This window comes from Amycolatopsis sp. CA-161197 (assembly GCF_050942255.1).
GTDB lineage: Bacteria > Actinomycetota > Actinomycetes > Mycobacteriales > Pseudonocardiaceae > Amycolatopsis.
Window position 1 is genome coordinate 5,425,409 of the sequence record NZ_CP192059.1, and the last position, 22,573, is coordinate 5,447,981.

At 71.5% G+C, this 22,573-nt stretch carries 21 protein-coding genes; 10 read left to right on the forward strand and 11 right to left on the reverse strand.

Translation table 11 applies throughout. The features are described 5' to 3' along the window. Positions 1–11 precede the first annotated feature (11 nt). Complete coding sequence (locus ACQPXB_RS25245) at positions 12–764, forward strand: NAD(P)-binding domain-containing protein (RefSeq protein WP_432844656.1); 753 nt, start codon at positions 12–14, stop codon at positions 762–764. A gap of 1 nt (position 765) precedes the next feature. Here the strand turns inward: ACQPXB_RS25245 and ACQPXB_RS25250 are convergent, their stop codons facing one another. Genes ACQPXB_RS25250 through ACQPXB_RS25265 form a run of 4 tightly spaced genes read right to left on the reverse strand, consistent with a single transcriptional unit; the run spans position 766 to position 4,636 of the window. Then, complete coding sequence (locus ACQPXB_RS25250; RefSeq protein ID WP_432844657.1) at positions 766–1,413, reverse strand: class I SAM-dependent methyltransferase; 648 nt, start codon at positions 1,411–1,413, stop codon at positions 766–768. A gap of 51 nt (positions 1,414–1,464) precedes the next feature. Further along, on the reverse strand, positions 1,465–3,081 hold the full coding sequence (locus ACQPXB_RS25255; RefSeq protein ID WP_366576085.1) for an acyl-CoA dehydrogenase family protein: 1,617 nt from the start codon (positions 3,079–3,081) through the stop codon (positions 1,465–1,467). Beyond that, a complete protein-coding gene (locus tag ACQPXB_RS25260; RefSeq protein ID WP_220240733.1) occupies positions 3,065–3,670 on the reverse strand; it encodes a TetR/AcrR family transcriptional regulator in 606 nt (201 codons plus the stop codon). Before ACQPXB_RS25260 ends, ACQPXB_RS25255 begins: the two co-directional genes overlap by 17 nt. 33 nt (positions 3,671–3,703) lie before the next feature. Further along, entirely contained in the window at positions 3,704–4,636 is a 933-nt protein-coding gene (locus tag ACQPXB_RS25265) for a helix-turn-helix transcriptional regulator (RefSeq protein ID WP_432844658.1), read from the reverse strand. A gap of 98 nt (positions 4,637–4,734) precedes the next feature. On the opposite strand from ACQPXB_RS25265, the gene ACQPXB_RS25270 reads away from it, so the two are divergent. After that, the gene (locus ACQPXB_RS25270; RefSeq protein ID WP_432844659.1) at positions 4,735–5,124 is read left to right on the forward strand and encodes a VOC family protein; all 390 of its coding nucleotides are present in this window, start codon (positions 4,735–4,737) and stop codon (positions 5,122–5,124) included. 48 nt (positions 5,125–5,172) lie between these two features. Here ACQPXB_RS25270 and ACQPXB_RS25275 read toward each other — a convergent pair whose 3' ends face one another. Beyond that, positions 5,173–6,549, reverse strand: a complete 1,377-nt coding sequence (locus tag ACQPXB_RS25275; protein ID WP_432844660.1) for an NAD-dependent succinate-semialdehyde dehydrogenase — start codon at positions 6,547–6,549, stop codon at positions 5,173–5,175. 731 nt (positions 6,550–7,280) lie between these two features. Between ACQPXB_RS25275 and ACQPXB_RS25280 the strand changes: the two genes are divergently transcribed. After that, on the forward strand, positions 7,281–8,276 hold the full coding sequence (locus ACQPXB_RS25280; protein ID WP_386945509.1) for a tyrosine-type recombinase/integrase: 996 nt from the start codon (positions 7,281–7,283) through the stop codon (positions 8,274–8,276). Positions 8,277–8,279: 3 nt separating this feature from the next. Here the strand turns inward: ACQPXB_RS25280 and ACQPXB_RS25285 are convergent, their stop codons facing one another. Continuing rightward, a complete protein-coding gene (locus ACQPXB_RS25285; protein ID WP_432844661.1) occupies positions 8,280–9,872 on the reverse strand; it encodes an AMP-binding protein in 1,593 nt (530 codons plus the stop codon). Positions 9,873–10,020: 148 nt separating this feature from the next. Beyond that, a complete protein-coding gene (locus ACQPXB_RS25290) occupies positions 10,021–10,377 on the reverse strand; it encodes a hypothetical protein (protein WP_364180209.1) in 357 nt (118 codons plus the stop codon). Positions 10,378–10,467: 90 nt separating this feature from the next. On the opposite strand from ACQPXB_RS25290, the gene ACQPXB_RS25295 reads away from it, so the two are divergent. Further along, positions 10,468–11,253, forward strand: coding sequence for a glycerophosphodiester phosphodiesterase (locus ACQPXB_RS25295; RefSeq protein WP_432844662.1), 786 nt, complete (start codon positions 10,468–10,470; stop codon positions 11,251–11,253). A gap of 9 nt (positions 11,254–11,262) precedes the next feature. Here the strand turns inward: ACQPXB_RS25295 and ACQPXB_RS25300 are convergent, their stop codons facing one another. After that, complete coding sequence (locus tag ACQPXB_RS25300; RefSeq protein WP_366576099.1) at positions 11,263–11,964, reverse strand: transglycosylase family protein; 702 nt, start codon at positions 11,962–11,964, stop codon at positions 11,263–11,265. Between the two features lie 246 nt (positions 11,965–12,210). Between ACQPXB_RS25300 and ACQPXB_RS25305 the strand changes: the two genes are divergently transcribed. The 5 genes from ACQPXB_RS25305 to ACQPXB_RS25325 all read left to right on the forward strand — a co-directional run bounded on the left by ACQPXB_RS25305 (position 12,211) and on the right by ACQPXB_RS25325 (position 16,703). Further along, positions 12,211–13,611, forward strand: coding sequence for an MFS transporter (locus ACQPXB_RS25305; protein ID WP_432844663.1), 1,401 nt, complete (start codon positions 12,211–12,213; stop codon positions 13,609–13,611). Positions 13,612–13,645: 34 nt separating this feature from the next. Beyond that, entirely contained in the window at positions 13,646–14,392 is a 747-nt protein-coding gene (locus ACQPXB_RS25310; protein WP_432844664.1) for a thymidine kinase, read from the forward strand. 225 nt (positions 14,393–14,617) lie between these two features. Then, complete coding sequence (locus tag ACQPXB_RS25315; RefSeq protein WP_091613651.1) at positions 14,618–14,965, forward strand: RNA polymerase-binding protein RbpA; 348 nt, start codon at positions 14,618–14,620, stop codon at positions 14,963–14,965. A gap of 153 nt (positions 14,966–15,118) precedes the next feature. Then, positions 15,119–15,913, forward strand: a complete 795-nt coding sequence (locus ACQPXB_RS25320; protein ID WP_432844665.1) for an alpha/beta fold hydrolase — start codon at positions 15,119–15,121, stop codon at positions 15,911–15,913. 4 nt (positions 15,914–15,917) lie between these two features. Further along, positions 15,918–16,703, forward strand: coding sequence for a MerR family transcriptional regulator (locus tag ACQPXB_RS25325; RefSeq protein WP_432844666.1), 786 nt, complete (start codon positions 15,918–15,920; stop codon positions 16,701–16,703). Positions 16,704–16,847: 144 nt separating this feature from the next. On the opposite strand, the gene ACQPXB_RS25330 is transcribed toward ACQPXB_RS25325, so the two are convergent. From ACQPXB_RS25330 to ACQPXB_RS25340, 3 genes are read right to left on the reverse strand one after another with little or no spacing between them, the layout of a single operon-like run. After that, on the reverse strand, positions 16,848–17,615 hold the full coding sequence (locus tag ACQPXB_RS25330) for a polyprenol monophosphomannose synthase (RefSeq protein ID WP_360601452.1): 768 nt from the start codon (positions 17,613–17,615) through the stop codon (positions 16,848–16,850). A 23-nt stretch (positions 17,616–17,638) separates the two neighbouring features. Beyond that, positions 17,639–19,264 (reverse strand): apolipoprotein N-acyltransferase, encoded by a 1,626-nt coding sequence (lnt, locus tag ACQPXB_RS25335; RefSeq protein ID WP_432844667.1) that lies wholly within the window; start codon positions 19,262–19,264, stop codon positions 17,639–17,641. Between the two features lie 10 nt (positions 19,265–19,274). Continuing rightward, positions 19,275–20,891, reverse strand: a complete 1,617-nt coding sequence (locus ACQPXB_RS25340; protein ID WP_432844668.1) for an amidohydrolase — start codon at positions 20,889–20,891, stop codon at positions 19,275–19,277. Positions 20,892–21,106: 215 nt separating this feature from the next. Between ACQPXB_RS25340 and ACQPXB_RS25345 the strand changes: the two genes are divergently transcribed. After that, positions 21,107–22,525, forward strand: coding sequence for an FAD-binding oxidoreductase (locus ACQPXB_RS25345; protein ID WP_432844669.1), 1,419 nt, complete (start codon positions 21,107–21,109; stop codon positions 22,523–22,525). The last annotated feature ends 48 nt before the right edge of the window (positions 22,526–22,573 follow it).

Below are 22,573 nucleotides of genomic sequence, written 5' to 3' on the forward strand. Positions count from 1 at the left end.
GAGGGCGGGGCATGCGGGCGTACGGGTTCGTGGGAGCCGGGGAGATCACGGCGGCGATCGTCGAAGGGCTCGGCGCCGACGGACCTGCGGTGTTCCTGTCTCCGCGCGGCCGGCAGGCCGGGCAGGAGCTGGCGGCGCGGTTCCCGAACGTGCGCGTTTGCGAGACCAACCAGGACGTACTCGACGCGGCTTCGGTGATCGTGCTCGCCGTCCGGCCCGCCGTGGCCCGGGAAGTGGTGGCAGAGCTGGAGTTCCGGCCGGATCACGTGGTGCTCAGCGCCGTGGCCGGGGTGCCGCTGGCGACGCTGCGGGAGTGGACGGCGCCGGCCGCGCACGTCGTGCGGACCATTCCGCTGCCGCAGGCCGCCCGCCGGCAGAGCCGCACCGCGCTGTTCCCGGACCACCCCGCCGCCCGCGACCTGTTCGAGCCGCTCGGCGGGGTGGTCGTCCCGCCGGATGAGCCGACGCTGGACGCCTTCAGCGCCGCCACGGCCACCTTCGCCGCGCACCTGGACTACCTCGCGACCATCGCCGGCTGGCTCGCCGCCCACGGTGTCGAACCGGGCGCTGCCGACGCCTACGTGACGCACCTGTTCGCGCAGCTGGGCCAGTCGCTGGGCACCGCGTCGCTCACCGAGCTGACCGCGAAACACACCACGCCGGGCGGGATCAACGAGCAGCTGATGACCGCGTTGCGCCACGACGACGTGCCCGGCTCGGTGCGCCACGCCCTCGACGCGGTCCTGGCCCGGCTGCGCGAATGACTCAGCTTTCCTTGCGCGCCAGCAGATAAGCCTGCGGCGTCTTCTCACGCGGCCCCCTCGCGCGGACGAGCCGGGCCTCCATTGTGAAGCCGGCGTCGGTGAGCAGCCCGGTGATGAAGTCCGGGTCGAGCCGATAGGCGTAGAGGGAGATGTCGTGGCCGTAGCTGTGGGTCAGGTGCCGGCGCTCGGTGCCGACCTGGAACGCGGTCAGCAGCCGTCCGCCCGGCTCGACCACGCGAGCGAGCTCGGCGACCAGGACCGGCAGCTTCTCCGGCGGCGTGTGGATCAGCGAGTACCACGCGAGCGCGCCCGCCAGCGACGTGTCGGGCAGCGGCAACGCGGCCAGCGACCCGACCTCGAACTCCAGACCCGGATGCGCCGCGCGCGCGACCTCGACCATGCCGGGGGACAGGTCGATCCCGAACGCGGCCAGCCCCCGTCCCGCCAGATACCCCGTGACCCGGCCCGGACCGCACCCGAGATCCCCGACGCGCGCACCGGCGCCCACCAGCTCGGCGAAGGTGTCCAGCATCGCGCGGTCCCACGGGCTCGCGGCGAGATCGTCCTTCAACAATTCGGCGTAGGACACCGCGACGGTGTCGTAGGCGGTGCGGGTGGCGGACACGAAGTCGGTTTCGGAGGCGGTCATGACCGAGGACGCTAGCGCGCCGGCCGGCCCCGCGTCCGCCGAACGCGCCGCCTACACCCGGGCGCGATCGATGATGGCCGAGGTGTCCGTGCCCGCCGGCAACGTGCCGAACGCGATGCCCCAGTCACCGGCGAACCGCGACGCGCAGAACGCGTCCGCCACCGCCTGGTCACCGTGGCGCACCAGCAGAGAACCCTGCAGCACCAACGCCATCGACTCCACCACGCGCCGCGCGCGGAACTCCACGTCGTCCAGATCGGACAGGTCCTTCTTCAGCCGGTCCACGGCGTCGTCCAGCCGCGCGTCGGCACCCGCGGCCAGCTCGACCTCGGTGAAGAACGCCGCCACCGACTCCGGCTGACGGCCCATCGCGCGCAACGCGTCGAGCGCCGCCACGTTGCCCGAACCCTCCCAGATGGACATCAGCGGGGCCTCGCGGTAGAGCCGCGGCATCCCGGACTCCTCGACGTACCCGTTGCCACCGAAGCACTCCAGCGCCTCGGCCGCGTGCGCCGGCGCCCGCTTGCACACCCAGTACTTCGTGACCGCCAGCCCGAGACGCCGGAACGCCTGCTCCTGCGCGTCGTCCGGCCTATCGCCCGCCGCCGCGAGCCGCATCGCCACCGTCGCGGCCGCGTCGGACTCCACCACGAGGTCGGCCAGCACGTTCGCCATCAACGGCTGATCCACCAGCGCCTTGCCGAACGCGTGCCGGTGCGTCGCGTGGTGCACCGCCCGCACCGCACCCAGCCGCATCCCCGACGCACTGCCGAGCGCGCAGTCGAGCCGCGTGTTGTTCACCATCTCGATGATCGTGCGGACGCCGCGGCCCTCCTCGCCCACGAGCCAGCCCACGGCGTCCTCGTACTCGATCTCCGACGACGCGTTCGACCGGTTGCCCAGCTTGTCCTTCAGCCGCTGCAGCCGGATCGGGTTGCGGCTGCCGTCGGGCAGCACCCGGGGGAGCAGGAAACACGACAGACCACCGGGCGCCTGCGCCAGAGTGAGGAACAGGTCCGACATCGGCGCGGAGGTGAACCACTTGTGACCCACCAACCGGTACGAACCATCGGCGACCGGACGCGCGGTCGTGGTGTTGGCCCGCACGTCGGAGCCGCCCTGCTTCTCCGTCATCGACATGCCCGCGATCAGCCCGCGCTTGGTGCTCGGCTCCCGCAGCCCGAAGTCGTACTCCGTCGCCGCCAGCAACGGCTCGTACAGCGCCGCCAGCTCCGGGTTGGCGCGCAGCGCCGGAACCGCCGCGTAGGTCATCGAAATCGGGCACGTGTGCCCGGCCTCCACCTGACCCCACACGTACAGCTTCGCCGCCCGCGCCGCGTGCGCCCCGGCCCGCTCGTCACGCCACGGCGCGGCCTGCACCCCGTGCGACACGGCGACGCTCATCAGCTCGTGCCAGTACGGGTGGTACTCGACCTCGTCGATCCGGTTCCCGTACCGGTCGTGCGTGTGCAGCACCGGCTCGTTCTCGTTGACGATCCGGCCCCACTCCTGCGCCTGCTCACTCCCGGCGAGCCGGCCCAGCTCGTGGACCTCCTCGGCCGCCCAGCCCGCGTCCGCGCGGTCCAGCGCCTCGAGCAGCGCCGGATCCTGCGCGACGTCGTAGACCAACGGCGGCACCTGGTTGGTGACCTCATGCGTGGCGGACATCGGAACCTCCCAAAGACCGGACGACGAACGTCCGCAACTCGACGACATCACTCACCGCGCCGCCCCGCAGCGGCCCGATCAACACCTCCGCCGCGGCGCCCACCAGCGCCGCCGCGGTCAGCACGGAATCCTGCGCGGGCAACGCACCCGACCGCACCCCGGCGGCCACGTGCTCGGCCACCACATCCCGAAACGCGCGCCGGAACTCCAGCCGTTCCGCGTCGATGAGCGCGTCCACCGGCTCGGCCAGCAGCGCGTACGCCAGCCGCGGCGCCTTCAACGCGCGCGCCGCGAACGTCTCGAACACCGCGGCCACCCGCTCCGCCGGCTCACCCGGGCCGGCCGACGCCTCGCGCACCGCCTCGACCTCCCGCGTCACGACCTGGCGGAACACCCGCACGACCAGCTCGGCCTTGGTGGGGAAGTGGCGGTACACCGTGCCGACGGCCACCCCGGCCCGCTCCGCCACCGCAGCGACGGAACAGCCCGCGTAGCCGTGCTCGGCCAGCTGCTCGACCGCCGCGGCGACGATCGAGTCGCGCAGCGCATCGAGCCGCTCCTGCACCTTCGGAGTCCTGCGGTAGGGCACGTCAAGAAGTGAACCACCGATTCATTACTTCAGTCAACCGTACCGTTCGCCCAGCTCACGCCCCAGCCGCGCCAGGCCGGCCCGCACCTCGGGCGGCTCCAGCACCTCGGCCCGGGCACCCCAGCCCGCCACCTGCCGGGCGAGCAGCTCGGCCGTCGGCGCCGCCAGCTCCACCCGCACCCGGTCGCCCTCCTCACCCAGGACCCGGCACTGGCGGCCGAACTGCCGGCGAACCCAGGGGAGGAGCGACCGCTCGACGAGCACCGACGCCGTCGTCCCGCCCCGCCGGGCTTCCACCTCGGCGACCACCTGCGCCCACTCCCGGCCGAGGTCTTCCGGCTGTTCGGCGGGCTCGTCGGTCACGGTCACCGCCGAGATCCGGTCCACCCGGAACGTCCGCCGGCCCCGCTCGGTCCCCGCGACGAGGTACCAGACACCGTCCTTGTCCACGAGCCCCCACGGATCCACCAGCCGTTCCGCCGGCTCGCCACCCCAGCTGGTGTACTCCAGCCCGACCCTGCGCCTGCCCACCACGGCCTGCTGCAGCACCGCCACGAACCCCGGCTGCTTCCGCAGCTCACGACCCCACGCCGACGGATCCAGCACCACCGCGCCCGCCGCCGCCCGGGCATCGGCCCGGAACGTCTCCGGCAACGCCCGCACCAGCTTCCGCAACGCCGACCGGACGTCGGGGGACAGGCGCCCCGTCGGCCCCACCAGCACGAACAACGCCTGCGCCTCCGCCGCCGTCAACCCGCTCAGATCCGTGCGCGCCCCACCGACCAGCTGCCACCCGCCACCCCGCCCGGCCTGCGGATACACCGGCACCCCGGCCGCCGCCAGCGCCTCCAGATCCCGCCGCGCCGTCGCGACCGACACCTCCAGCTCCTCAGCCAGGCGCGCCGCCGTCACCCGGCCCCGCGCCTGCAACACCAGGAGAGCCGCCACCAGCCGATCCGCTCGCATGACCCGATCCTCGCAAAAAAAGTGCTCGGCGGATGAGCACTTAACCGTGCTTGGCTGAAGGCACGACAAACCGGACACCACCGCGAAAGGACCAGCTCATGCTGCGAGGAATGGCCACCCTGAACTTCTCCGCCGACGACCTGCGGGCCGCCCAGGCCTGGTACACCGACGTCCTCGGCATCGAGCCCTACTTCTCCCGCCCCGGCTACATCGAATACCGCCTCGGCGACCACGAAGCCGAGCTCGGCATCGTCGACCGCAAATACCTGCCCCCGGCCCCCGACGGCCCCGCCGGCGCCATCCTCTACTGGCACGTCGACGACCTGGCCGGCTCTCTCGACCGCCTCCTGGCCCTCGGCGCGAAGGAACACGACGGCATCCGCGAACGCGGCCACGGCTTCGTCACCGCGTCGGTCGTCGACCCGTTCGGCAACGTCCTCGGCATCATGTCCAACCCGCACTACCTCGAAATGCTCACTGCCGGCTGAGCCCTGTGCCCCGGATCGAGGACGCGGCCCGGGGCGCAGGGGAGTGGCTCAAACAGGCTCGACCACCCGGATCAGCTTGCGGTTGAGGAACTCGCCGATACCCAGCTCCGACAGCTCCCGCCCGAACCCCGAGTTCTTCACCCCGCCGAACGGCATGCGCGGCGAATCGAAGAAACACGAGTTGATGTAGACCATGCCGGCCTCCAAGCGCGCGGCCACCTGCTTCGCGTGCTCGACGTCGGCGTCGAAGACGTAGCTGCCCAGCCCGTACTTCGTCGCATTCGCGAGCGCCAGCGCTTCCTCCTCGCTGTCCACCACGTAGAACGACAGCACCGGACCGAACGCCTCCTGCTGGTAGAGCGGATTCTCCGGCGCGATGTCCGTGACGATCGTCGGCTCGAGGAAGAACCCCGGCCGGTCCAGACGACGACCACCCACGACGATCCGCGCTCCCGCCGCCTCGGCGTCCGCGATCTGCGTGAGCAGCGTATCCAGCGCCCGCTCCATCGCCACCGGGCCCAGCTGCGTCGTCTCGTCCGTCGGATCACCCACCCTCAACGCCGCGAACCGCGCCGTCAGATCGGCCAGCAGCTGCTCGCCCCGCGCACGCCCGACCACGATCACCCGCTTGATGTTCACGCAGCCCTGCGCCGAGTTGAACGTCCGGCCCATCACGATCTGCTCCGCCGCGAATCCGAGATCCGCACCCGGCAGAACCAGGGCGGGATCGCTGCCACCCAGCTCCAGAACCACCTTCTTCAGGTTCCGCCCCGCACGAGAACCGACGGACGCACCCGCCCGCTCGCTGCCCGTCAAGGTCACCCCGCGCACCCGGAAATCCTCGATCAGCGCCGCGATCTGCTCGATGCTGCAGAACAGATTCGTGTACACCCCCTCCGGCGCGCCGGCTTCCTCGAACAGCCGCGCGAACGCGAGCGCGGACTGCGGAACGCTCTCCGCGTGCTTCAGCAGCACGACGTTCCCCGCCACCAGCTGAGCCGCGACGACCCGGGCCAGCTGGTAGTAGGGGAAGTTCCACGGCTCGATCGCCAGGATGACCCCGATCGGCTCGGCGACCACTGTCGCACCGGGCTCGTCGGGCAGTTCTTCGGCCGCCAGGAACCGTTCACCGTTCTGCGCGTAGTAATCCAGGATGTCGGCGACCAAATCGACTTCCAGGTAACCGAACCGGGTCACCTTGCCCATTTCCAGAGTCAGGTGGTCGACGTATTCGTCCCGCCTCTCGCGCAGGATCTGCGCGGCACGGGCGACGATCCGCGCGCGTTCGGCCGCGGGGCGGAATTTCCAGTCCTCGCGGTACCGCTTGTCCGCGGTTTCCAGTGCGGCGAAGACTTCTTCGTCCGACTGCAGCGGGAATTCCTTGACCAGTTCACCCGTGGCAGGGTTGACCGTAGCGAAGCTCATGACTGCTCCTTGTCCGGCAGTGTCAAATCCCGGACCCCAAGCCGGGTCATGGGGAATGGCGTGTCTTCGAGTATTGCGCCGGGTCGCGATTCGAGCCTGTCCCTGCCGGACGTAGGCACGTGAGGTGTGGGGAGCCGTGCCGATCCACCTTACTTGACATAATGTACATTATCGGCACTTGGCCGACCTGCGGAAGGAAGCCCGGAGAGGGGCTTCAGGAGGCTGATCCGAGCGGTATGGGCAGCAGTCGAGAGCGCACCCCGGGAAGCCCGTCAGGGTTGCGGATCCACTCAACCTGATCGCCTGCCTCAGGACGGCTCCTGAGCGAGCCTCCGGGAGGCCGTCCGGAGACCTCGGCGGAGATCCCCGAGTTCAGGCGTCAACACCACCCGAAGCACCCGTTCAATTCGTCACCGTGACGAATTGAACGCGACTGGCAGGACATCGAAAGCACGCAACCAACACGCGCTCTGGAGCGCTGACAGTCGATCAGCCCGCGGCGGGCCGCCCGAGGCGGTCCCGGCCGACCACTCGAACAGATGAACGATCCCTCGGCAACGCCGGACAACAGAGCTGTAGACGCGCGAAACCGGCCAGGCGAGCCGAGGGCACGAGACCGAGAGAACCGTTGTCCCCCAAGGGGATTCAGCCCTTCCGCAGCCACGTTTCATGCATAATTGCCATTATGCAGCATACCGGATGACCATCCGGACGTCGAAACTGTCGGTGCCGTGCTGTACAAGATCCACATGCTGGTTTCCGAGGCACAGCAAGCGTTCTTCGCGGCACGGCGGCCGCGCAAGGACTCGCCGCACACCACTGCCGCCTACCGTCGTGACCTGGCCGGGATCACCACTCTCCTGCTCCAGGAGCTCGGCCGTGCGCCCGAGGAGCTGGACGTCGGGCACCTGACGGCGCCGGCGCTGCGCACGGCGTTCGGCGCGTTCGCCGACGGGCACGCGAAGAGCTCGGTGCTGCGGGCCTGGTCGACCTGGAACCAGTTCCTCACCTTCTGCGTGTCCGACGGGCTGCTGGCGGGCAACCCGATGGGCGCGGTCGCCCGGCCCAAGACTCCTCCGCTGGTGCCGAAACCGTTGCGGGGTGAGGAAACTCCGGAGCGGTTGCTCGCCGCGGCGGCCGACGGTGCGCGGCGCGCGCGGGATCCGTGGCCGGAGCGCGATGTGCTGGTGCTGGCGCTCGGGCTGGTGGCGGGGTTGCGGGCGGCGGAGATGCGGGCGCTGACACCGCGTTCAGTGGTGGGCCGGGACGGTGAGCTGCGGTTGCACGTGTCGGGCAAGGGCAGCCGGGACCGGTCGATCCCGGTGCAGCCGGTGCTGGCGAAGCTGATCGAGGACTACGGGAAGTCGTGCCGGCGGCGGTTTCCGCAGCTGCGGTTCCCGGCGTCGGAGCCGTTGCTGCGCGACCGGGCGGGTGAGCCGATCGGGCGCGGGGCGCTGGAGTACCTGGTGAAGTCGTGTTACCGGTGGGCGGGGTTGCACGACCGGGTGCCGACGGGGGCGAACCTGCACGCGTTGCGGCACACGTTCGCGACGCGGCTGGCGGAGGACGGGGCGACGGCGTCGGAGATCATGACGTTGCTGGGGCACGCGAGCCTGGCCACGAGCCAGAACTACATCGAGGCGACGGGGCGGGAGCAGCGGGCCGCGGCCGCGAGCAACCGGACGTACCGGGCGTTGGACGGGCTGGGCGCGGGTGAGGCGGGCTGAGGTTCAGTGGTGGGCCATGTACTGGTCGCGGAGCACGTGTTTGCGGATCTTGCCGGAGCCGGTGAGCGGGAACTCGGTCACGAACTGCCAGACCTTGGGTGTCTTGTGCGGTGCGAGGTGTTTGCGGACGTGGGCGAACAGTTCTTCTTCGCCGGTGTCGGCGCCGGGGCGCAGGAGCACGAAGGCGCCGACTTGTTCGCCCCACTCCGGGTCGGGGATGCCGACCACGGCGACGTCGGCGACGGCGGGGTGGTCGAGCAGGACGTGTTCGATCTCGCGGGGGTAGATGTTCTCTCCCCCGCGGATGATCATCTCTTTGACGCGGCCTTCGATGGTGAGGTAGCCGCGGTCGTCCATGCGGGCGAGGTCGCCGGTGTGGAGCCAGCCTTCGGGGTCGATGGCGGCGGCGGTCTGTTCGGGCATGGCGTGGTAGCCGGTCATCACGTGGTAGCCGCGGGTGCAGAGTTCGCCGGTCTCCCCCGTGGCGGCGATTTCCCCGGTGAGGGGGTCGACGATCTTGACGGCGCAGGCGGGCAGGGCGCGGCCGAGGGTTTCGGCGCGGTCGTCGGCGCTGTCGTCGGGGGTGGTCATGGTGATGCAGGGCGAGGCTTCGGTCTGGGCGTAGACGATGCACATGGGGACGTCGAGGGTGGCTTCGATGCGGCGGACGAGGGCGGGTGGCACGGTGGCGCCGCCGCTGAGGGCGTAGCGGACGGAGCTGAGGTCGGTCTTGGGGAAGTCGGGGTGGCCGAGCAGGGCGAGCAGCATGGTGGGCACGCCGCCGAAGACCACTCCCCTCTCCTGTTCGAGGAGGGCGAGCTGCAGTGCGGGGTCGAACCAGGGCATGAGGACCTGGGTGCCGAGGGTGGCGATCGGGGCGAGGGTGGCGAGTACGCAGCCGGCGGTGTGGAACAGGGGCATGGGGTTGACGAAGTTCTCGCCGGGGCGCATGTCCAGCGTGCGGGCGTAGGAGAGCAGGGCGTTGTTGATGATGCCCCGGTGGTGGAGCACGGCGCCTTTGGGGGTGCCGGTGGTGCCGGAGGTGTATTGGATCTGGGCGGGGTCGCCGGGTTCGACGCCGGGCAGGGCCTGGGTGGGCAGCCCGGAGGCGCGGAAGGCGCGCCAGTCTTCGAACCGGATGGTTTCGCGCAGGTGGGGCAGGTCGGGGCGGACGTGGTCGAGGATGGCGGCCATGGGGGTGCCGCGGTACTCGCTGACGAGGAAGACGCCGCAGGCGCCGGACTGGCCGAGGACGTGGCGGAGTTCGGCTTCGCGCAGGGCGGGGTTGACGGTGACGAGGGTCAGGCCGGCGAGGGCGGCGGCCATCTCGAGCAGGACCCATTCGGGGATGTTGTTGGCCCAGGCGGCGACGCGTTCGCCGGGTTCGAAGCGGCCGAGCAGGGCGCGGGCGGCGTCTTCGGCTTCGCCGAGCAGCTCGCCGTAGGTCCAGCGTCGACGCGTCGCGGGGTCGGGCAGGCCTTCGACGAGGGCGGGTGCGTCCGGGGCTTGGCGTGCGGCTTCGCGGAGCAGGTCGCCGACGGTGAGTTCGCGGACGGCGTCGAGTTCGGTGGCGGGTGTGAACGCGGCCTTCGTCACGGGCGTCTCCCTTGCTCGGCCGGCGCGCGGCTTCGCTGCCGGCAAGTCCCCCGGGGACATTCCGGACTCTAGTCCGCTCGGCGGGCCGGCGGAGCCGGTTGAATTCACCGCGGAGCCGTTGGAAGTCTCCGTGGGCCGGGGTGGCTTCTCAGCGGAGCTGCTCGAGGTCCTTTGCGGCGTGCACGATTTCTTCGGCGAGGCGGCGCAGTTCGTCGGCGTCGGCGCCGTCGTGGGTGGCGGTGGCGATGTCCTCGGCGGCGCAGCGCAGCTGGAAGAGGCGGTCCTGCAGGGCGGCGATCTCGGTGTCGGAGAGCACGACGGCGTCTTCGGGCAGGCCGCTGCGTTGCAGGGCGGTGCGGCGTTCGTAGGCGCGCTGGCGGCAGGATTGCCCGCAGTAGCGGCGGCGGCGGCCGACGTTGCCGCCTTCGGGCAGGCGGCGGCCGCACCAGCCGCAGTGCTTGGGTGCGTTGCTGCGGCGTGGTACGACCAGTTCGTCGCCGGTCATCGGGTGCTCGGCCAGTTCCCTCACCCGCCAGACCCTAGCTGGCCATCGTGTTCTCATGCCGAGGCCATGCCGGTGGCGCACACTGTGGGCATGCGCCCACCGTTTGCGTACCTGGCCGATCCGCTCCCCCGTGCGTTCGCCCACCGCGGGTGGCACCTGGACGAGCTGGAGGGGATGGAGAACTCGCTGCCGGCGTTCAAGCGTGCGGTCGAGGAGGGGTACCGGTACGTCGAGACGGATGTGCACGCGACGTCGGACGGTGTGGTGGTGGTGCACCACGACGACACGCTGGACCGGACGACCGACGGTGGTGGGTCGATCGCGGCGCAGAGGTGGGAGCAGCTGAAGGGAGTGAAGGTCGGCGGGCGGGCGACGTTGTCGCGGCTGGAGGACGTGCTGGAGGAGCTACCGCAGGCGCGGTTCAACGTGGACGTGAAGGCGAACGGCGCGGTGGAGCCGTTCGTGCGGGTGCTGGAGCGCACGGGCGCGTTCGACCGGGTGGCGGCTGCGTCCTTTTCGGACTCGCGGCTGGCGCGGTTGCGGCGGCTGGCGGGGCCGAAGCTGTGCACGGCGATGGGGCCGCGGTCGGTGCTGATGGTGTGGGCCAACGGGTGGGTGCCGCCGTTGCCGTTGAGCCGGTTGGCGGGCGGGTATCTGGCTCAGGTGCCGGTGAAGCAGGGGCCGCTGACGGTGGTGGACCGTTCGTTCGTGAAGGCGGCGGAGCGGGCGGGGTTCGAGGTTCACGTGTGGACGATCGACGAGCCGGCGCAGATGCGGGAGCTGCTGGACCTGGGTGTGCACGGGCTCGTGACGGATCGGCCGGACCTGCTGCGCGATGTGCTCGTCGAGCGGGGTGTGTGGCAGCAGGCCGGCTGAGCCGCGGTTCTAGCGGGGGCGTTTGCCCTGCCAGGCAGCCTTCCACGTGAGGGGGCCGAGGCGGCCGGAGTCGTTGATGCCGTTGGCGCGCTGCAGGTCGAGGACGGCGGTTTTGGTCTTGTCGTAGTAGCAGCCGGTGCCGGTGAAGCCGTAGCCGAAGGCGTTCATGCGCAGCTGGAAGGTCTTGAGCGCGGGTGCGCAGTCGCCGTAGGCGTAGACGACGCCGGGCCAGGCGGGCATGGCGCCGGGCGGCGCGGGTGGTGCGGGCTGGGGTTTCGGGGCCGGCGGTGCGGGCAGGCCGGTGCCGCCCATGTAGGCGGATTCGTCGTAGGACGGGATGCGCTTGCTGCGTGCGTCGGCGTCGCCGGTGAGCTTGAGCATCCCGGCGCACTGCCAGGGCTGCCAGCCGCGCATCCGGTAGAGGTAGAGCGCGCGGTAGTCCTGTTCGCGGGGGCTGGCCTGGTCGGGGCGGCCTTGGCCGCCGACGCTGCGCCAGGTGGGCAGGTCGAACTGGTAGGCGCCGTAGTAGCCGTTTCCGGTGTTGATCGTGTAGCGGCCGCTGGCCTCGCACATGCGGAGCTTGGCCCAGGAGCTGGAGGCGGGGTCCGCGGACGCGGCGCCGGCGACGGCGAGCTGCAGCCCCAGGACGGCGGCCGCGAGGAGCACGATCCTCACGGCACCGCGGTGAGCAGTGCGAACGCGGTTGGTCATGGGTGCACAGTAAGCACGCGACCCATTGACCACAAGAGTCACACCACGCACACCAGCCTCACACAAAACGGCGAAGAATCGGGTGAGCGACACGCCTCGCGCGCCATTTCGAGAGCCGTTCGGCTCAGCGCGGATGATCGGCAGGCGACGAACCGGACACGGTTTACCCGTTCGGCGGTGTCGCGCGCGGCCGCCCCAGTAGTCTGCCGCCTGACCTGGAGATTCGCGACCGCTGAGGAGCCGTGGATGACGCTGGCCGAGACCCGTGACAAGAAGCGGGAACGGTGGGGCTGGTACTTCTACGACTGGGCCAATTCGCCGTTCTATTCATCGGTCACGACCGTGTTCGGGGCGCTCTACATGAGCACTGTCGCGGCGGCGGACGCGAAGCAGAACATCACCCTTAACGGGGACAAGGCGTGCCTCGACGCGTCCGGTGTGGACGACAAGCTCCACAACTGCGACGTGTCGGTGTTCGGATTGCATTTTCCCGCCGGTTCGACGTGGGGTTACCTGCTGTCGGTGGCGACGGTGGTGCAGGTGCTGGTGCTGCCGATCGCGGGCGCGGTGGCCGACCGGAGCCGGAACAAGCGGCGGATCCTGGGCTGGTTCGCGTGGCTGGGCGCGCTGGCGTCGGCGCTGATGTTCTTCATGGCCGGCTCCGACTGGCAGCTGGGGGCGGCGCTGTTCATCGTCGCGAACATCGGCTACGGCGGTTCGCTGGTCGTGTACTACTCGTTCCTGGTCGACATCGCCGAGCCCGACGAGCGCGACGACGTGTCCGCGAAGGGCTGGGCGTTCGGTTACCTGGGCGGTGGGCTCGCGCTCGCGTTGCAGCTGGCGTTCTACCTCAGCCGCGACGCGCTGGGCGTGGACACGGGCACCGCGGTGCGGATCTGCTTCCTGACCTCGGGCCTGTGGTGGGCGGTGTTCACGATCCCGGTGCTGCGGGCGCTCCCCCGCGTCCACACGCCGGTGGCGGTCGAGCGCGGGGTGTCGGTGCTGCGGGCCGGGTTCCGGGAACTGCGGCGGACGGCGGTGGAGGCGAAGGCGTTCCCGCTGACGCTGGCGTTCCTGGGCAGCTACCTGATCTTCGCCGACGGGATCTCCACGGTGGTGGCGGTGTCGGCGCAGTACGGGAAGGACGAGCTGCGCTTCTCCGACGAGGTGCTGATCGTCACGGTGCTGGTGATCCAGTTCCTCGCCTACGTGGGCGGGGTGCTGCACGGGCTCGTGGCGCGCCGGCTGGGTGCGAAGCGGACGATCCTGGGCAGCCTGGTGCTGTGGGTCGTGGTGCTGGCGGGCGCGTACTTCATCCAGCCGCAGCAGCCGCTGCAGTTCTACGCGGTCGCGGTGGGGATCGGGCTGGTGCTGGGCGGCACGAACGCGTTGTCGCGGTCGCTGTTCAGCCAGATGATCCCGGCCGGGAAGGACGCGCAGTACTACTCGCTCTACGTCGTGGGCGAGAAGGGCACGTCGTGGCTGGGTCCGCTGGTGTTCGCGGGCGTCGGGCAGGCGACGGGGTCGTTCCGGCTGGCGATCGTGGCGCTGGTGGTCTTCTTCGTGCTCGGGTTCGTGTTCGTGGCGCTGGTGCCGGTGCGGCGCGCGATCGTGGCTGCCGGGAACCGTCCGCCCGCCGTGCTGTGAGCGGGCGGGCCGGGGCCGGATAGGGTCGATCGTCGTGACTGCCCTCGAAGAAGCCGTTCCCGACGATCCCACCGACGCGCTGTCCCCGGTCCCCGCCGCGCGCGCCCGGGGCGGCCGCCTGAAGTTCTGCTACGGCCCGATGGACTGCGGGAAGTCGACGCTGGCCCTGCAGATCGACCACAACCACGCGCGGCAGGGCCGGCGCGGGCTGGTGCTGGTGCGCCACGACCGGTCCGGGGCGCCGCAGATCAGCAGCCGGATCGGGATCACGCGCCGCGCCACGGAGGTCGGCACGACCACGGACGTGCGGGACCTGGTTCGCGAGCGCTGGGCCGACGGGCAGCACGTGGACTACATCATCGTCGACGAGGCGCAGTTCCTCTCCCCCGCGCAGGTCGACCAGCTGGCGGAGCTGGCCGACGAGGCCGGCATCGACGTGTACTGCTTCGGCATCGCCACCGACTTCCGCAGCCGTCTGTTCCCGGGCGCGGGCCGGCTGTTCGAACTGGCCGACGAGCTGCAGCCGGTGCAGGTCGAGGTGCTGTGCTGGTGCGGGCTGCCGGGCCGGTTCAACGCGCGCGTTCGGGACGACGAAATACTCCGTGAGGGTGACACCGTTGTGGTAGCAGATACCGACCAGTCTGTAGTTGAATCTTCAGCTTCGGCACGTTCCGATGCTGAATCCACTACGGTCCGTTATCAGGTATTGTGCCGCCGACACTTCCGGTTGGGTGACTTGGGTCCCGCAACGGCCCACCACGGTCAGTTACGGTTGTCGTGAACGGAGCGTCAGTAGCCCAACTGGGGGATATCCGCACTTGGAAGGCGGTGTCTGCGTCACGCCGGAGCGCGAAACCTGTCCCAGTAGAGGAAGCTGATGCCGAAGGGTGACACAGCTCATCGTGAGCAACGACATGGTTACCGGGGAATCCCCCGGACGCCGCGTTCGTTGCATAGGGTGAGCAACACCCTGGCTCCACCCGGAGCTGACTGAAAGGACCCCATCATGGCCGACCGTGTTCTCCGTGGAAGCCGGCTGGGAGCGGTCAGCTACGAGACCGACCGCAATCACGACCTCGCCCCGCGCCGAACCGTGCGCTACGCGTGCCCCAAGAACCACGAGTTCGAGGTGCCGTTCTCCGACGACGCCGAGATCCCGACCGTCTGGGAGTGCCGCCTGCACGGCAGCGAGAGCGAGATCGTCGACGGCGGGCAGCCCGAGCAGAAGAAGACCAAGCCCCCCAGGACGCACTGGGACATGCTTCTGGAGCGCCGCTCCATTCCCGAGCTCGAGGACCTGCTGAACGAACGTCTCGCCGAACTCAAGGGACGCCGGACCAGCCGGTCCGCGTGAGTTTCGGCCAGTAGCTGGCTCCCACCCATCCCCCGATCGATCGGCCCCCGTGACCTCCCTCCACGGGGGCCGATCGCATGTCCGGGCGCTGACACCCCCGATGTCGTCCCTTGACCTTGACCTTGACCCGAGGTCAACGTGGATGGTGCGTGCATGACTCCTCCTTCACCGTGGTCGGGCCTGGTCCCGGTCGACGACACCGCACTGTTCGTGAGCGACAGCCACGGCCCCGGCCGTCCCGTCGTTTTCCTCAACGGCTCCTTCGCAGCCCAGCGGTCCTGGCGGCGCGTGATCGCCGAGCTCGGCCCCGGCTGGAGACACATCACCTACGACGAACGGGCGCGTGGCCGGTCGAAGCGCTCGGCGGACTACTCCTTCGAGGGGTGCCTTCGCGACGTCGACGCGGTAGTCGAGGCGACCGGGGTCGACCGGCCCCTCCTGGTCGGCTGGTCCTACGGCGCGGCGCTCGCCGTGCACTGGGCCGACCGGCACCCGGACCGGGTCACCGGCGTGGTCTCGGTCGACGGCGCGGTTCCGTGGGGGCATACCGGCGAGGAAGGCCGGGAGCAGATCCGGCGCATCTTCCGGAAGATGCGGCTGGTTCTGCCGCTCGCGCGTCCGTTCGGGCTGGCCGCCTCGATGAGTGCCGCTCAGCACGCGGAGGTCAACATCGAGATCAACGAGGTCTGCGCGGCCCTCGAACCCGTCCTGGACCGGCTGGCCTGCCCGGTGCGCTACGTTCTCGCCACGGGCGCGAACCTCGGTGGTGGCGCGGAGGAGATGGAGCAGATGCGGGCCTCGCTCGACCCGGTCCTGCGCCGCAACCCGAACCTGCGGGTCAGCGCGAAGGTCGGGAGCAACCACACGCAGATCCTGCGCAAGGACTTCCGGGCGGTCGCCGCCGCCGTGCGGGAGACCGCCGACGCACACGGCCACCAGGTGCGCTGAGGCGATGACGGACGGGGTGACCATCGGCCAGGCGGCCGCGTTCGCCGGCATCACGATCAAAACGGTGCGGCACTACCACAAGCTCGGCCTGGTCGACGAGCCCGCGCGCGACGGCTCGGGCTACCGGCGATACGGCTCGGCCGAGCTGTTGCGGCTGGTGCAGGTCAAGACGCTGGCCGCCGCCGGGGTGCCACTGGCCGACATCGGCCCGCTGCTTGCCTCGGACGCCGAGTCCTTCGCCGCCGCCCTCGTCGACGTCGAGCAGCACCTCACCGACCGGATCGCCGAGCTGACCGAGCGCCGGGACACCCTCCACCGGCTCGCCTCCGGCGACCGGACCCTGCTGCCCGACCGCGCCCTGGCCATGCTGGAGGGAATGCCCACCCTCGGCTTCACCCCGTACGACGTGCAAACCGCCTGCGAGTCCTTCGTCCTGGCCAAGGCCCTGGTCCCCGAACGCTTCGACGACTACCTCACCGACATCGAACACGCACTGCAGGACCCGCGTTTCGTCGAGCTGACCCGGCGCACCGCCGAGCTGGCCGCCTGGGCACCGGACGACCCCCGCGTCGCCGAACTGGCCGCCGACCTCGCCGAGCACTACCTCGCCAACCCCGCGCAGCTCAGGATCGTCACCGGCCTGCAAGCCCGCACCGAAGCCGCCACGCGCTACCGGCTGGTCGCCCACCACCGCGAACAACACGAATCGGCCGCGGCCCGCCTCACCGCGCTCCTCGAAGCCCGCCTGCTGGCCGCCGGCGTCCGGCTCCCCAAACCCGGCGCACGCTGACCCGTCACCCGAAGCGCCGCTTCACTGCGAGCCGGAGGCCTGCGTGACTGGCCGGAGAAGGCCAGCACCAGCACAGTTCCTCCGGACATGCGAACGTCGGCCACCCCGGATCGGGACGGCCGACGTTCGTGGTTCTCGGGTGCGTCAGTGGCGGCCGAGCAGGCGCTTGACCTGCTCCAGGCGCCGCTTCACGCCCCACTCGGCGACGCGGAAGAAGGCTTCGCGCATGATGTCGCCGCTCATCTTCGACTGGCCGATCTCGCGGTCGGTGAAGGTGATGGGGACCTCGACGATGTCGAAGCCCGCGTCGGCGGTGCGGCGGGTGAGGTCGATCTGGAAGCAGTAGCCGTGGGAGGCGATCTCGTCGAGCTCGAGCTTCTCCAGCACCGGACGGCGGTAGGCGCGGAAGCCGGCCGTCATGTCGGACACCTTGAGGCCCAGGGCGATGCGCGAGTACAGGTTCGCGCCGCGCGAGAGCAGCTGCCGGCTCAGCGGCCAGTTGACCGTGCTGCCGCCGGGCACGTAGCGCGAGCCGATGGACAGGTCGGTGTCCGCGACGGCGTCCAGGATCCGCGGCAGGTCCTCCGGGGCGTGCGAGCCGTCGGCGTCCATCTCGACGAACGTGGCGTAGCCCTGCGCCAGGCCCCAGCGGAACCCGGCGATGTAGGCCTTGCCCAGCCCCGCCTTCTCCGTCCGGTGGAGCACGTGGACGCGCTCGTCGGCGGCGGCCCGCTCGTCGGCGAGCTCACCGGTGCCGTCCGGGCTGCCGTCGTCGACGACGAGCACGTGGACGTCCGGGAGTGCCTTGTGGAGCCGGTCCAGAACCGGGCCCAGGTTCTCCCGCTCGTTGTAGGTCGGGATCACCACCAGCACCGGCTCGATTCCTTCGGCCCCCCGCGGCGCCTGCGCCATCCGTCTCCTCCGAATCCGGCGGTTCAGCCCGCCGCGTCCCCTGCTGTCGTGCCGGCGCTCGCGCGCCGAGTGCGAAAACGGAGTACGAACCCGCCGGCGACACCGGCGATCGCCAGTGCCAGCAGTCCGTACTCCGTCCACGCACCGAGTCGATCCGACAGCGTAGTCTGCGTCCGCAGCGGCATGCGGCCGACCAGGGCGTCTGCGGTGAAAAGGCTGGTTGAGCTGGTGATCGTCCCGTCGGGGGCCACCAGGGCGCTCACCCCGGAGGTGGCCGAGACCACCACGGCGCGCCCGTGCTCGACCGCGCGCAGCCGCGACATCGCCAGCTGCTGGTAGCTCATCTCCCCCGGTCCGTACCACGCGTTGTTGGTCGGCACGACCAGCAGCTCGCCGCCGTCGTCGGTCGCTTCGCGGGCGGGGTAGTCGAACGCGGTCTCGTAGCAGATCAACACGCCGACCTTGGTGCCCGCGACCGACAGGGCGGCGTTGCTGCCGTCGCCCGTGCGCATGTCGGCGGTGTCGTCGACGAACGGGGTGACCAGCCGCGCGATGTCGCGCGCGGGCACGTACTCGCCGAAGGGCACGAGCTGCTGTTTGGCGTAGCGCTGGCCCTGCCCGGTCTTCGGGTCCCACACGATCGCGGAGTTCTGGGCGGTGCCGTCGGGCAGCCGGTAGAGCGCGCCGATGATGGCGGGCACGCCGTAGGAGTTCACCATCTGGTCCACGGCCGGGTCGTCGCCGTCGACCGCGGTGGCGGTCTCGGGCCACACCAGCAGGTCGGGCTTGGGCACCTTGCCGGCCTGGATCTGCGCGAGCAGCTTCGCGCTCTCCTCGAGGTGGTTCTGGCGCAGCACGTCCCGCTGGCCTTCGAGGGCGATGCCGATGTCGGGTGCGTTGCCCTGCACGGCGGCGACGGTGAGCGAGCCGTCCTGCGCGTCGGTGCCGACCGTCGGCCACACCGCGAGCCCGGCGACGACCGGAAGGAACGTCAGCACCAGGGGCGCGATGAGCTTGCGGTCGCGCAGCTTGCGCTGTTCCCACCAGCGGGCGGCCAGCGCCGCGAGGCCGAAGCCGCTGAGCACCACAGCGAGCCCGACGAGCGGCGCGCCGCCCACCGACGCCAGTGACAGGTACGCGCCTTCGGGCTGGCTGAACGCGACGCGGCCCCACGGGAAGCCGCCGAGCGGGAACCACGCCCGCGGCGTCTCCAGCGCGACGAACACCAGCGCCCCCCACAGCGGCGCCAGCGGCAGCCGGGACACGACCCGGATCAAGACCCCGGCGAGTCCGAAGTAGAGCGACAGCGCGCACGACAGCCCCAGCCACGGCCACGGACCGAACTCGCGGCCCAGGAAGTCCTGCAGCCACACCAGCAACGCGAGGAAGAACACGACGCCGTAGACGAAGCCGTAGCCGAACGCGCCGCGCAGCGACCGTCCACGAAGGACGAGCGCGAAACCGGCGAACGCGATCGGCGCCAGCCACCACAGCGGTCTCGGCGCGAAGCTGAGGTAGTACAGGTAGCCCGTGGCGCCGGCGGCGACGAGCCGCACCAGCCACGCGCGCGAGAACCGCGGTCGTTTCCGCCGCTTGGAGGTCGTTTCGTGCGGAGCGCCCGGTTCGGGGTCCGCGACAGTCACTGCCACGCCTCGAACTCTAGGAGGCTGAGGTGAACTGGTCGTAGATGACCGTGCCCCCGCGCACCGTCCGCAGGCACTTCGGCAGCGGCGCGCCCGGGTCGAGGCGCGGCAGCGGCGGCACCCCGGAGCGCGGATCGGTGGACCAGCGCTGCACGCGGGTGTCGGCCGTCGCGACGACGAGGTCGGTGGCGTCCCAGATCGCGTAGTGCGCCGGCGCGCCGGGCACGAGGCTGCCGGTCACCCCGTCGTTGACGCCCGCGGCGCGGTGGCCCGCACGCGTGTGGGCGGTGAACGCGGCGCGCGCCGAGAGCCGGGCGGCCGGGGTGTGGTGGTGCACGGCCGCCCGGACGGCGGCCCACGGGTCGAGCGCCGTCACCGGGGAGTCGGAGCCGAAGGCGAGCACCACCCCCTCGGCGGCGAGCGTCGCGAACGGGTTGAGCCCGGCGGCGCGCTCGGCGCCGAGGCGCTCGGCGTACATACCCGCCTCGCCGCCCCAGGCGTCGTCGAACAGCGGTTGCGCCGAGGCGACCACACCCCAGCCGGCGAGGGCACGGGCCTGTTCGGCGGTGACCATCTCCAGGTGCTCCAGCCGGTGGTGGCGAGCCGCGAGCGCGCGCTGGCCCACCTCCTTCTCGGCCAGCCGGAAGCCTTCGACGACCTCCGCGACGGCGGCGTCGCCGATCACGTGGAACCCGGCCTGCAGCCCGGCCTCGGTGCACGCGGCGAGGTGCTCGCCGATGCCGGCTGCGTCGGTGTAGAGGGCGCCGGACGTGCCCGGCTCGTCGGCGTACGGGCTGCTCAGCGCGGCGGTGCGGGAGCCGAGCGCGCCGTCGACGAACAGGTCGCCCGCCACGCCGTGCGCACCGAGGGCCCGGGCGGTGTCGAGGCCGCGGAGCTCGCCCCAGTAGCCGACGACCTCGGGCAGGCCCGGTTCGGCGGCGAGGGTGCGTAGGTCCGCGAAGTCGTCCCGGCCGGCGATGTCGGGGCCGCCGCACTCGTGCACGCCGACGATCCCGCGCGCGGCGGCCTCGGCGAGGAAGGCGCGCTGCGCGGCGGTGCGCTGCTGCGGCGTGATCGCGGCGCGCGCGGCCGCGCGGACCTGGTGGTGGGCGTCGCGGGTGAGCGGTCCGTCGGCGGAGAAGCCCGCGGCGGCGCGGGCCCCGGGGGCGAGATCGATCAGGGCGCTGGACACGAGCGCGGAGTGCACGTCGACGCGGCTGAGGTACACCGGGGCCGGGCCGGCGGCGTCGTCCAGCTCGGCGCGGCTGGGCAGGCGCGGGTCGGTCCAGGCCGACTCGTCCCAGCCGTGCGCGAGGAGCACCTGCCCCGGTGCGGCGGCGACGGCGGTGCGGACGGCGGCCAGCAGCTCGCCGGCGCTGCGCACGCGCGTGAGGTCGAGACCGGTCAGGTGCAGGCCGGTGGCGGTGGCGTGCACGTGGGCGTCGACGAACGCGGGGGCGACGAACGCGCCGTCGAGGTCGACCACCGTCGCGTCCGGGTGCAGCGCGCGGGCGGGGGCGTCCTGGCCCACCCAGACCACGGTGCCGCCGGAGACGGCGAGGGCTGTCGCGTCGGGGGAAGACGGGGTGTAGATCCTGCCGCCGAGCAGGAGCGTCGTGCTGTCGTTCGTCACGGTGTCGAGTCTCCCCCGCGTCCCCGGCGCCGGCCGCCGGGGGTCGGTTTTCCTCACTCCGCGTGAACACGGTTCCACCCCTGTGAGCCAGGTCACCTGAACGGGTCGGGCGGATCGGCACGTGCTTGGTCCGTGAGGGAGCGCCGCCGCCAGGTGGCCGCCGAAGGGGACGCGCGGTGCGGGCGACCGGCCGCGCGGGAGACAAGGGGACTTCGATGCACCAGATCGTCGCGAGCCCGGTGACCGGGCTCATCCAGGCCGAAGACATCACCGACCTCGTCGCGGTGACCGAAGGCGAGGTGCTGCTGCCCGGCGAGCGCGGATACGCCGCCGAGTGCGCCGCGTTCAACGTCAACAACCCGCTCGAACCCGCGCTCGTCGTCGCCGCGGCCTCGGCCTCCGACGTGCAGAACGCCGTCCGCTTCGCGCGGCGCCGATCACTGCCCGTAGCGATCAAGGCCACGGCCCACCAGGTCGTGGTTCCGGCCCACGGCGCGGTGCTGATCACCACGAGCCGCATGACCGGCGTGACCGTGGACCCGCGCCGGCGCACCGCCCGCGTCGAGGCGGGCGCGCGCTGGCAGCAGGTCCTCGACGCCGCGGCCGAGCACGGCCTCGCGCCGCTGGCCGGGTCCGCGCCGGGTGTCGGCGTCGTCGGCTACACGCTCGGCGGCGGCCTCAGCCCCGTGATCGGGCGGACCCGCGGTTACGCCGCCGACCACGTGCGGCTCATCGAGGTCGTGACCGCCGACGGCACGCACCGGACCGTGACGGCTGAGACCGAGCGCGACCTGTTCTGGGCGCTGCGCGGCGGCAAGGGCAACTTCGGCGTGGTCACCGCGCTGGAGTTCGACCTGTTCCCCGTCACCCGCTTCTACGGCGGCGGCCTCTACTACGCGGGCGAGGACCTGGCCGTGGTGCTGCACGCGTGGCGCCAGTGGGTGCCGCTGCTGCCGGAGGAGGCCACGACGTCGGTGATGGTGCAGCGGCTGCCGCTGGCGCCCGAGCTGCCCGAGGTGCTGCGCGGCGCGTTCGTGGTGCACCTGCGCTACGCCCACCTCGGCTCGCCCGCCGACGCCGAACGGCTCCTCGCGCCGCTGCGCGACGTCGCCCCCGTGCTGCTGGACCTGGTGGAGGACAAGCCGTTCAGCTCCATCGGCGAGATCCACCTCGACCCGGCCGACCCGATCCCCTACTACGACCGCACCACCAGCCTGCGCGAGGTCACCGCGGAGACGATCGACGCGCTCGTCGAGCTCACCGGGCCGGGCTCGGACTGCCCGCTGCTGGGCGTGGAGCTGCGCGCCCTCGGCGGGGCGCTGGACCGCGAGCCCGCCGCGCCGAACGCGGTGCCCGTGCGCGGGGTGCCGTTCCTGCTGTTCGCGCTCGGCGTCGGCGGCCCCGAGCGTGCCGAGGAGCTGCGCGCGGCTCTCGACAACGTTGTCGGCGCGCTGCAGCCGTGGACGGCCGAGCGCCAGTCGCCGAACTTCCTCTCCGCCGACGAGGGGTCGTCGGCCGCCGCGGTGCGCGCCATCTATGGGCCGGAACGCTACGACCGGCTCGCCGCGGTGAAGCAGGTCTACGACCCCGGCAACCTCTTCCGCGTGAACCACAACATCCGTCCGGCCGCCTGACCCCGCGTGCCGCGGCGGTCCCGACAGCTGCGGCACGCACAGTCACCG

Coding starts and splice junctions, on each gene's coding strand:
- ACQPXB_RS25245 (WP_432844656.1), top strand. CDS start 12: ATGCGGGCGTACGGGTTCGTGGGAGCCGGGGAGATCACGGCGGCGATC.
- ACQPXB_RS25250 (WP_432844657.1), bottom strand. CDS start 1,413: ATGACCGCCTCCGAAACCGACTTCGTGTCCGCCACCCGCACCGCCTAC.
- ACQPXB_RS25255 (WP_366576085.1), bottom strand. CDS start 3,081: ATGTCCGCCACGCATGAGGTCACCAACCAGGTGCCGCCGTTGGTCTAC.
- ACQPXB_RS25265 (WP_432844658.1), bottom strand. CDS start 4,636: ATGCGAGCGGATCGGCTGGTGGCGGCTCTCCTGGTGTTGCAGGCGCGG.
- ACQPXB_RS25270 (WP_432844659.1), top strand. CDS start 4,735: ATGCTGCGAGGAATGGCCACCCTGAACTTCTCCGCCGACGACCTGCGG.
- ACQPXB_RS25275 (WP_432844660.1), bottom strand. CDS start 6,549: ATGAGCTTCGCTACGGTCAACCCTGCCACGGGTGAACTGGTCAAGGAA.
- ACQPXB_RS25290 (WP_364180209.1), bottom strand. CDS start 10,377: ATGACCGGCGACGAACTGGTCGTACCACGCCGCAGCAACGCACCCAAG.
- ACQPXB_RS25295 (WP_432844662.1), top strand. CDS start 10,468: ATGCGCCCACCGTTTGCGTACCTGGCCGATCCGCTCCCCCGTGCGTTC.
- ACQPXB_RS25300 (WP_366576099.1), bottom strand. CDS start 11,964: ATGACCAACCGCGTTCGCACTGCTCACCGCGGTGCCGTGAGGATCGTG.
- ACQPXB_RS25305 (WP_432844663.1), top strand. CDS start 12,211: ATGACGCTGGCCGAGACCCGTGACAAGAAGCGGGAACGGTGGGGCTGG.
- ACQPXB_RS25315 (WP_091613651.1), top strand. CDS start 14,618: ATGGCCGACCGTGTTCTCCGTGGAAGCCGGCTGGGAGCGGTCAGCTAC.
- ACQPXB_RS25320 (WP_432844665.1), top strand. CDS start 15,119: ATGACTCCTCCTTCACCGTGGTCGGGCCTGGTCCCGGTCGACGACACC.
- ACQPXB_RS25325 (WP_432844666.1), top strand. CDS start 15,918: ATGACGGACGGGGTGACCATCGGCCAGGCGGCCGCGTTCGCCGGCATC.
- ACQPXB_RS25330 (WP_360601452.1), bottom strand. CDS start 17,615: ATGGCGCAGGCGCCGCGGGGGGCCGAAGGAATCGAGCCGGTGCTGGTG.
- ACQPXB_RS25345 (WP_432844669.1), top strand. CDS start 21,107: ATGCACCAGATCGTCGCGAGCCCGGTGACCGGGCTCATCCAGGCCGAA.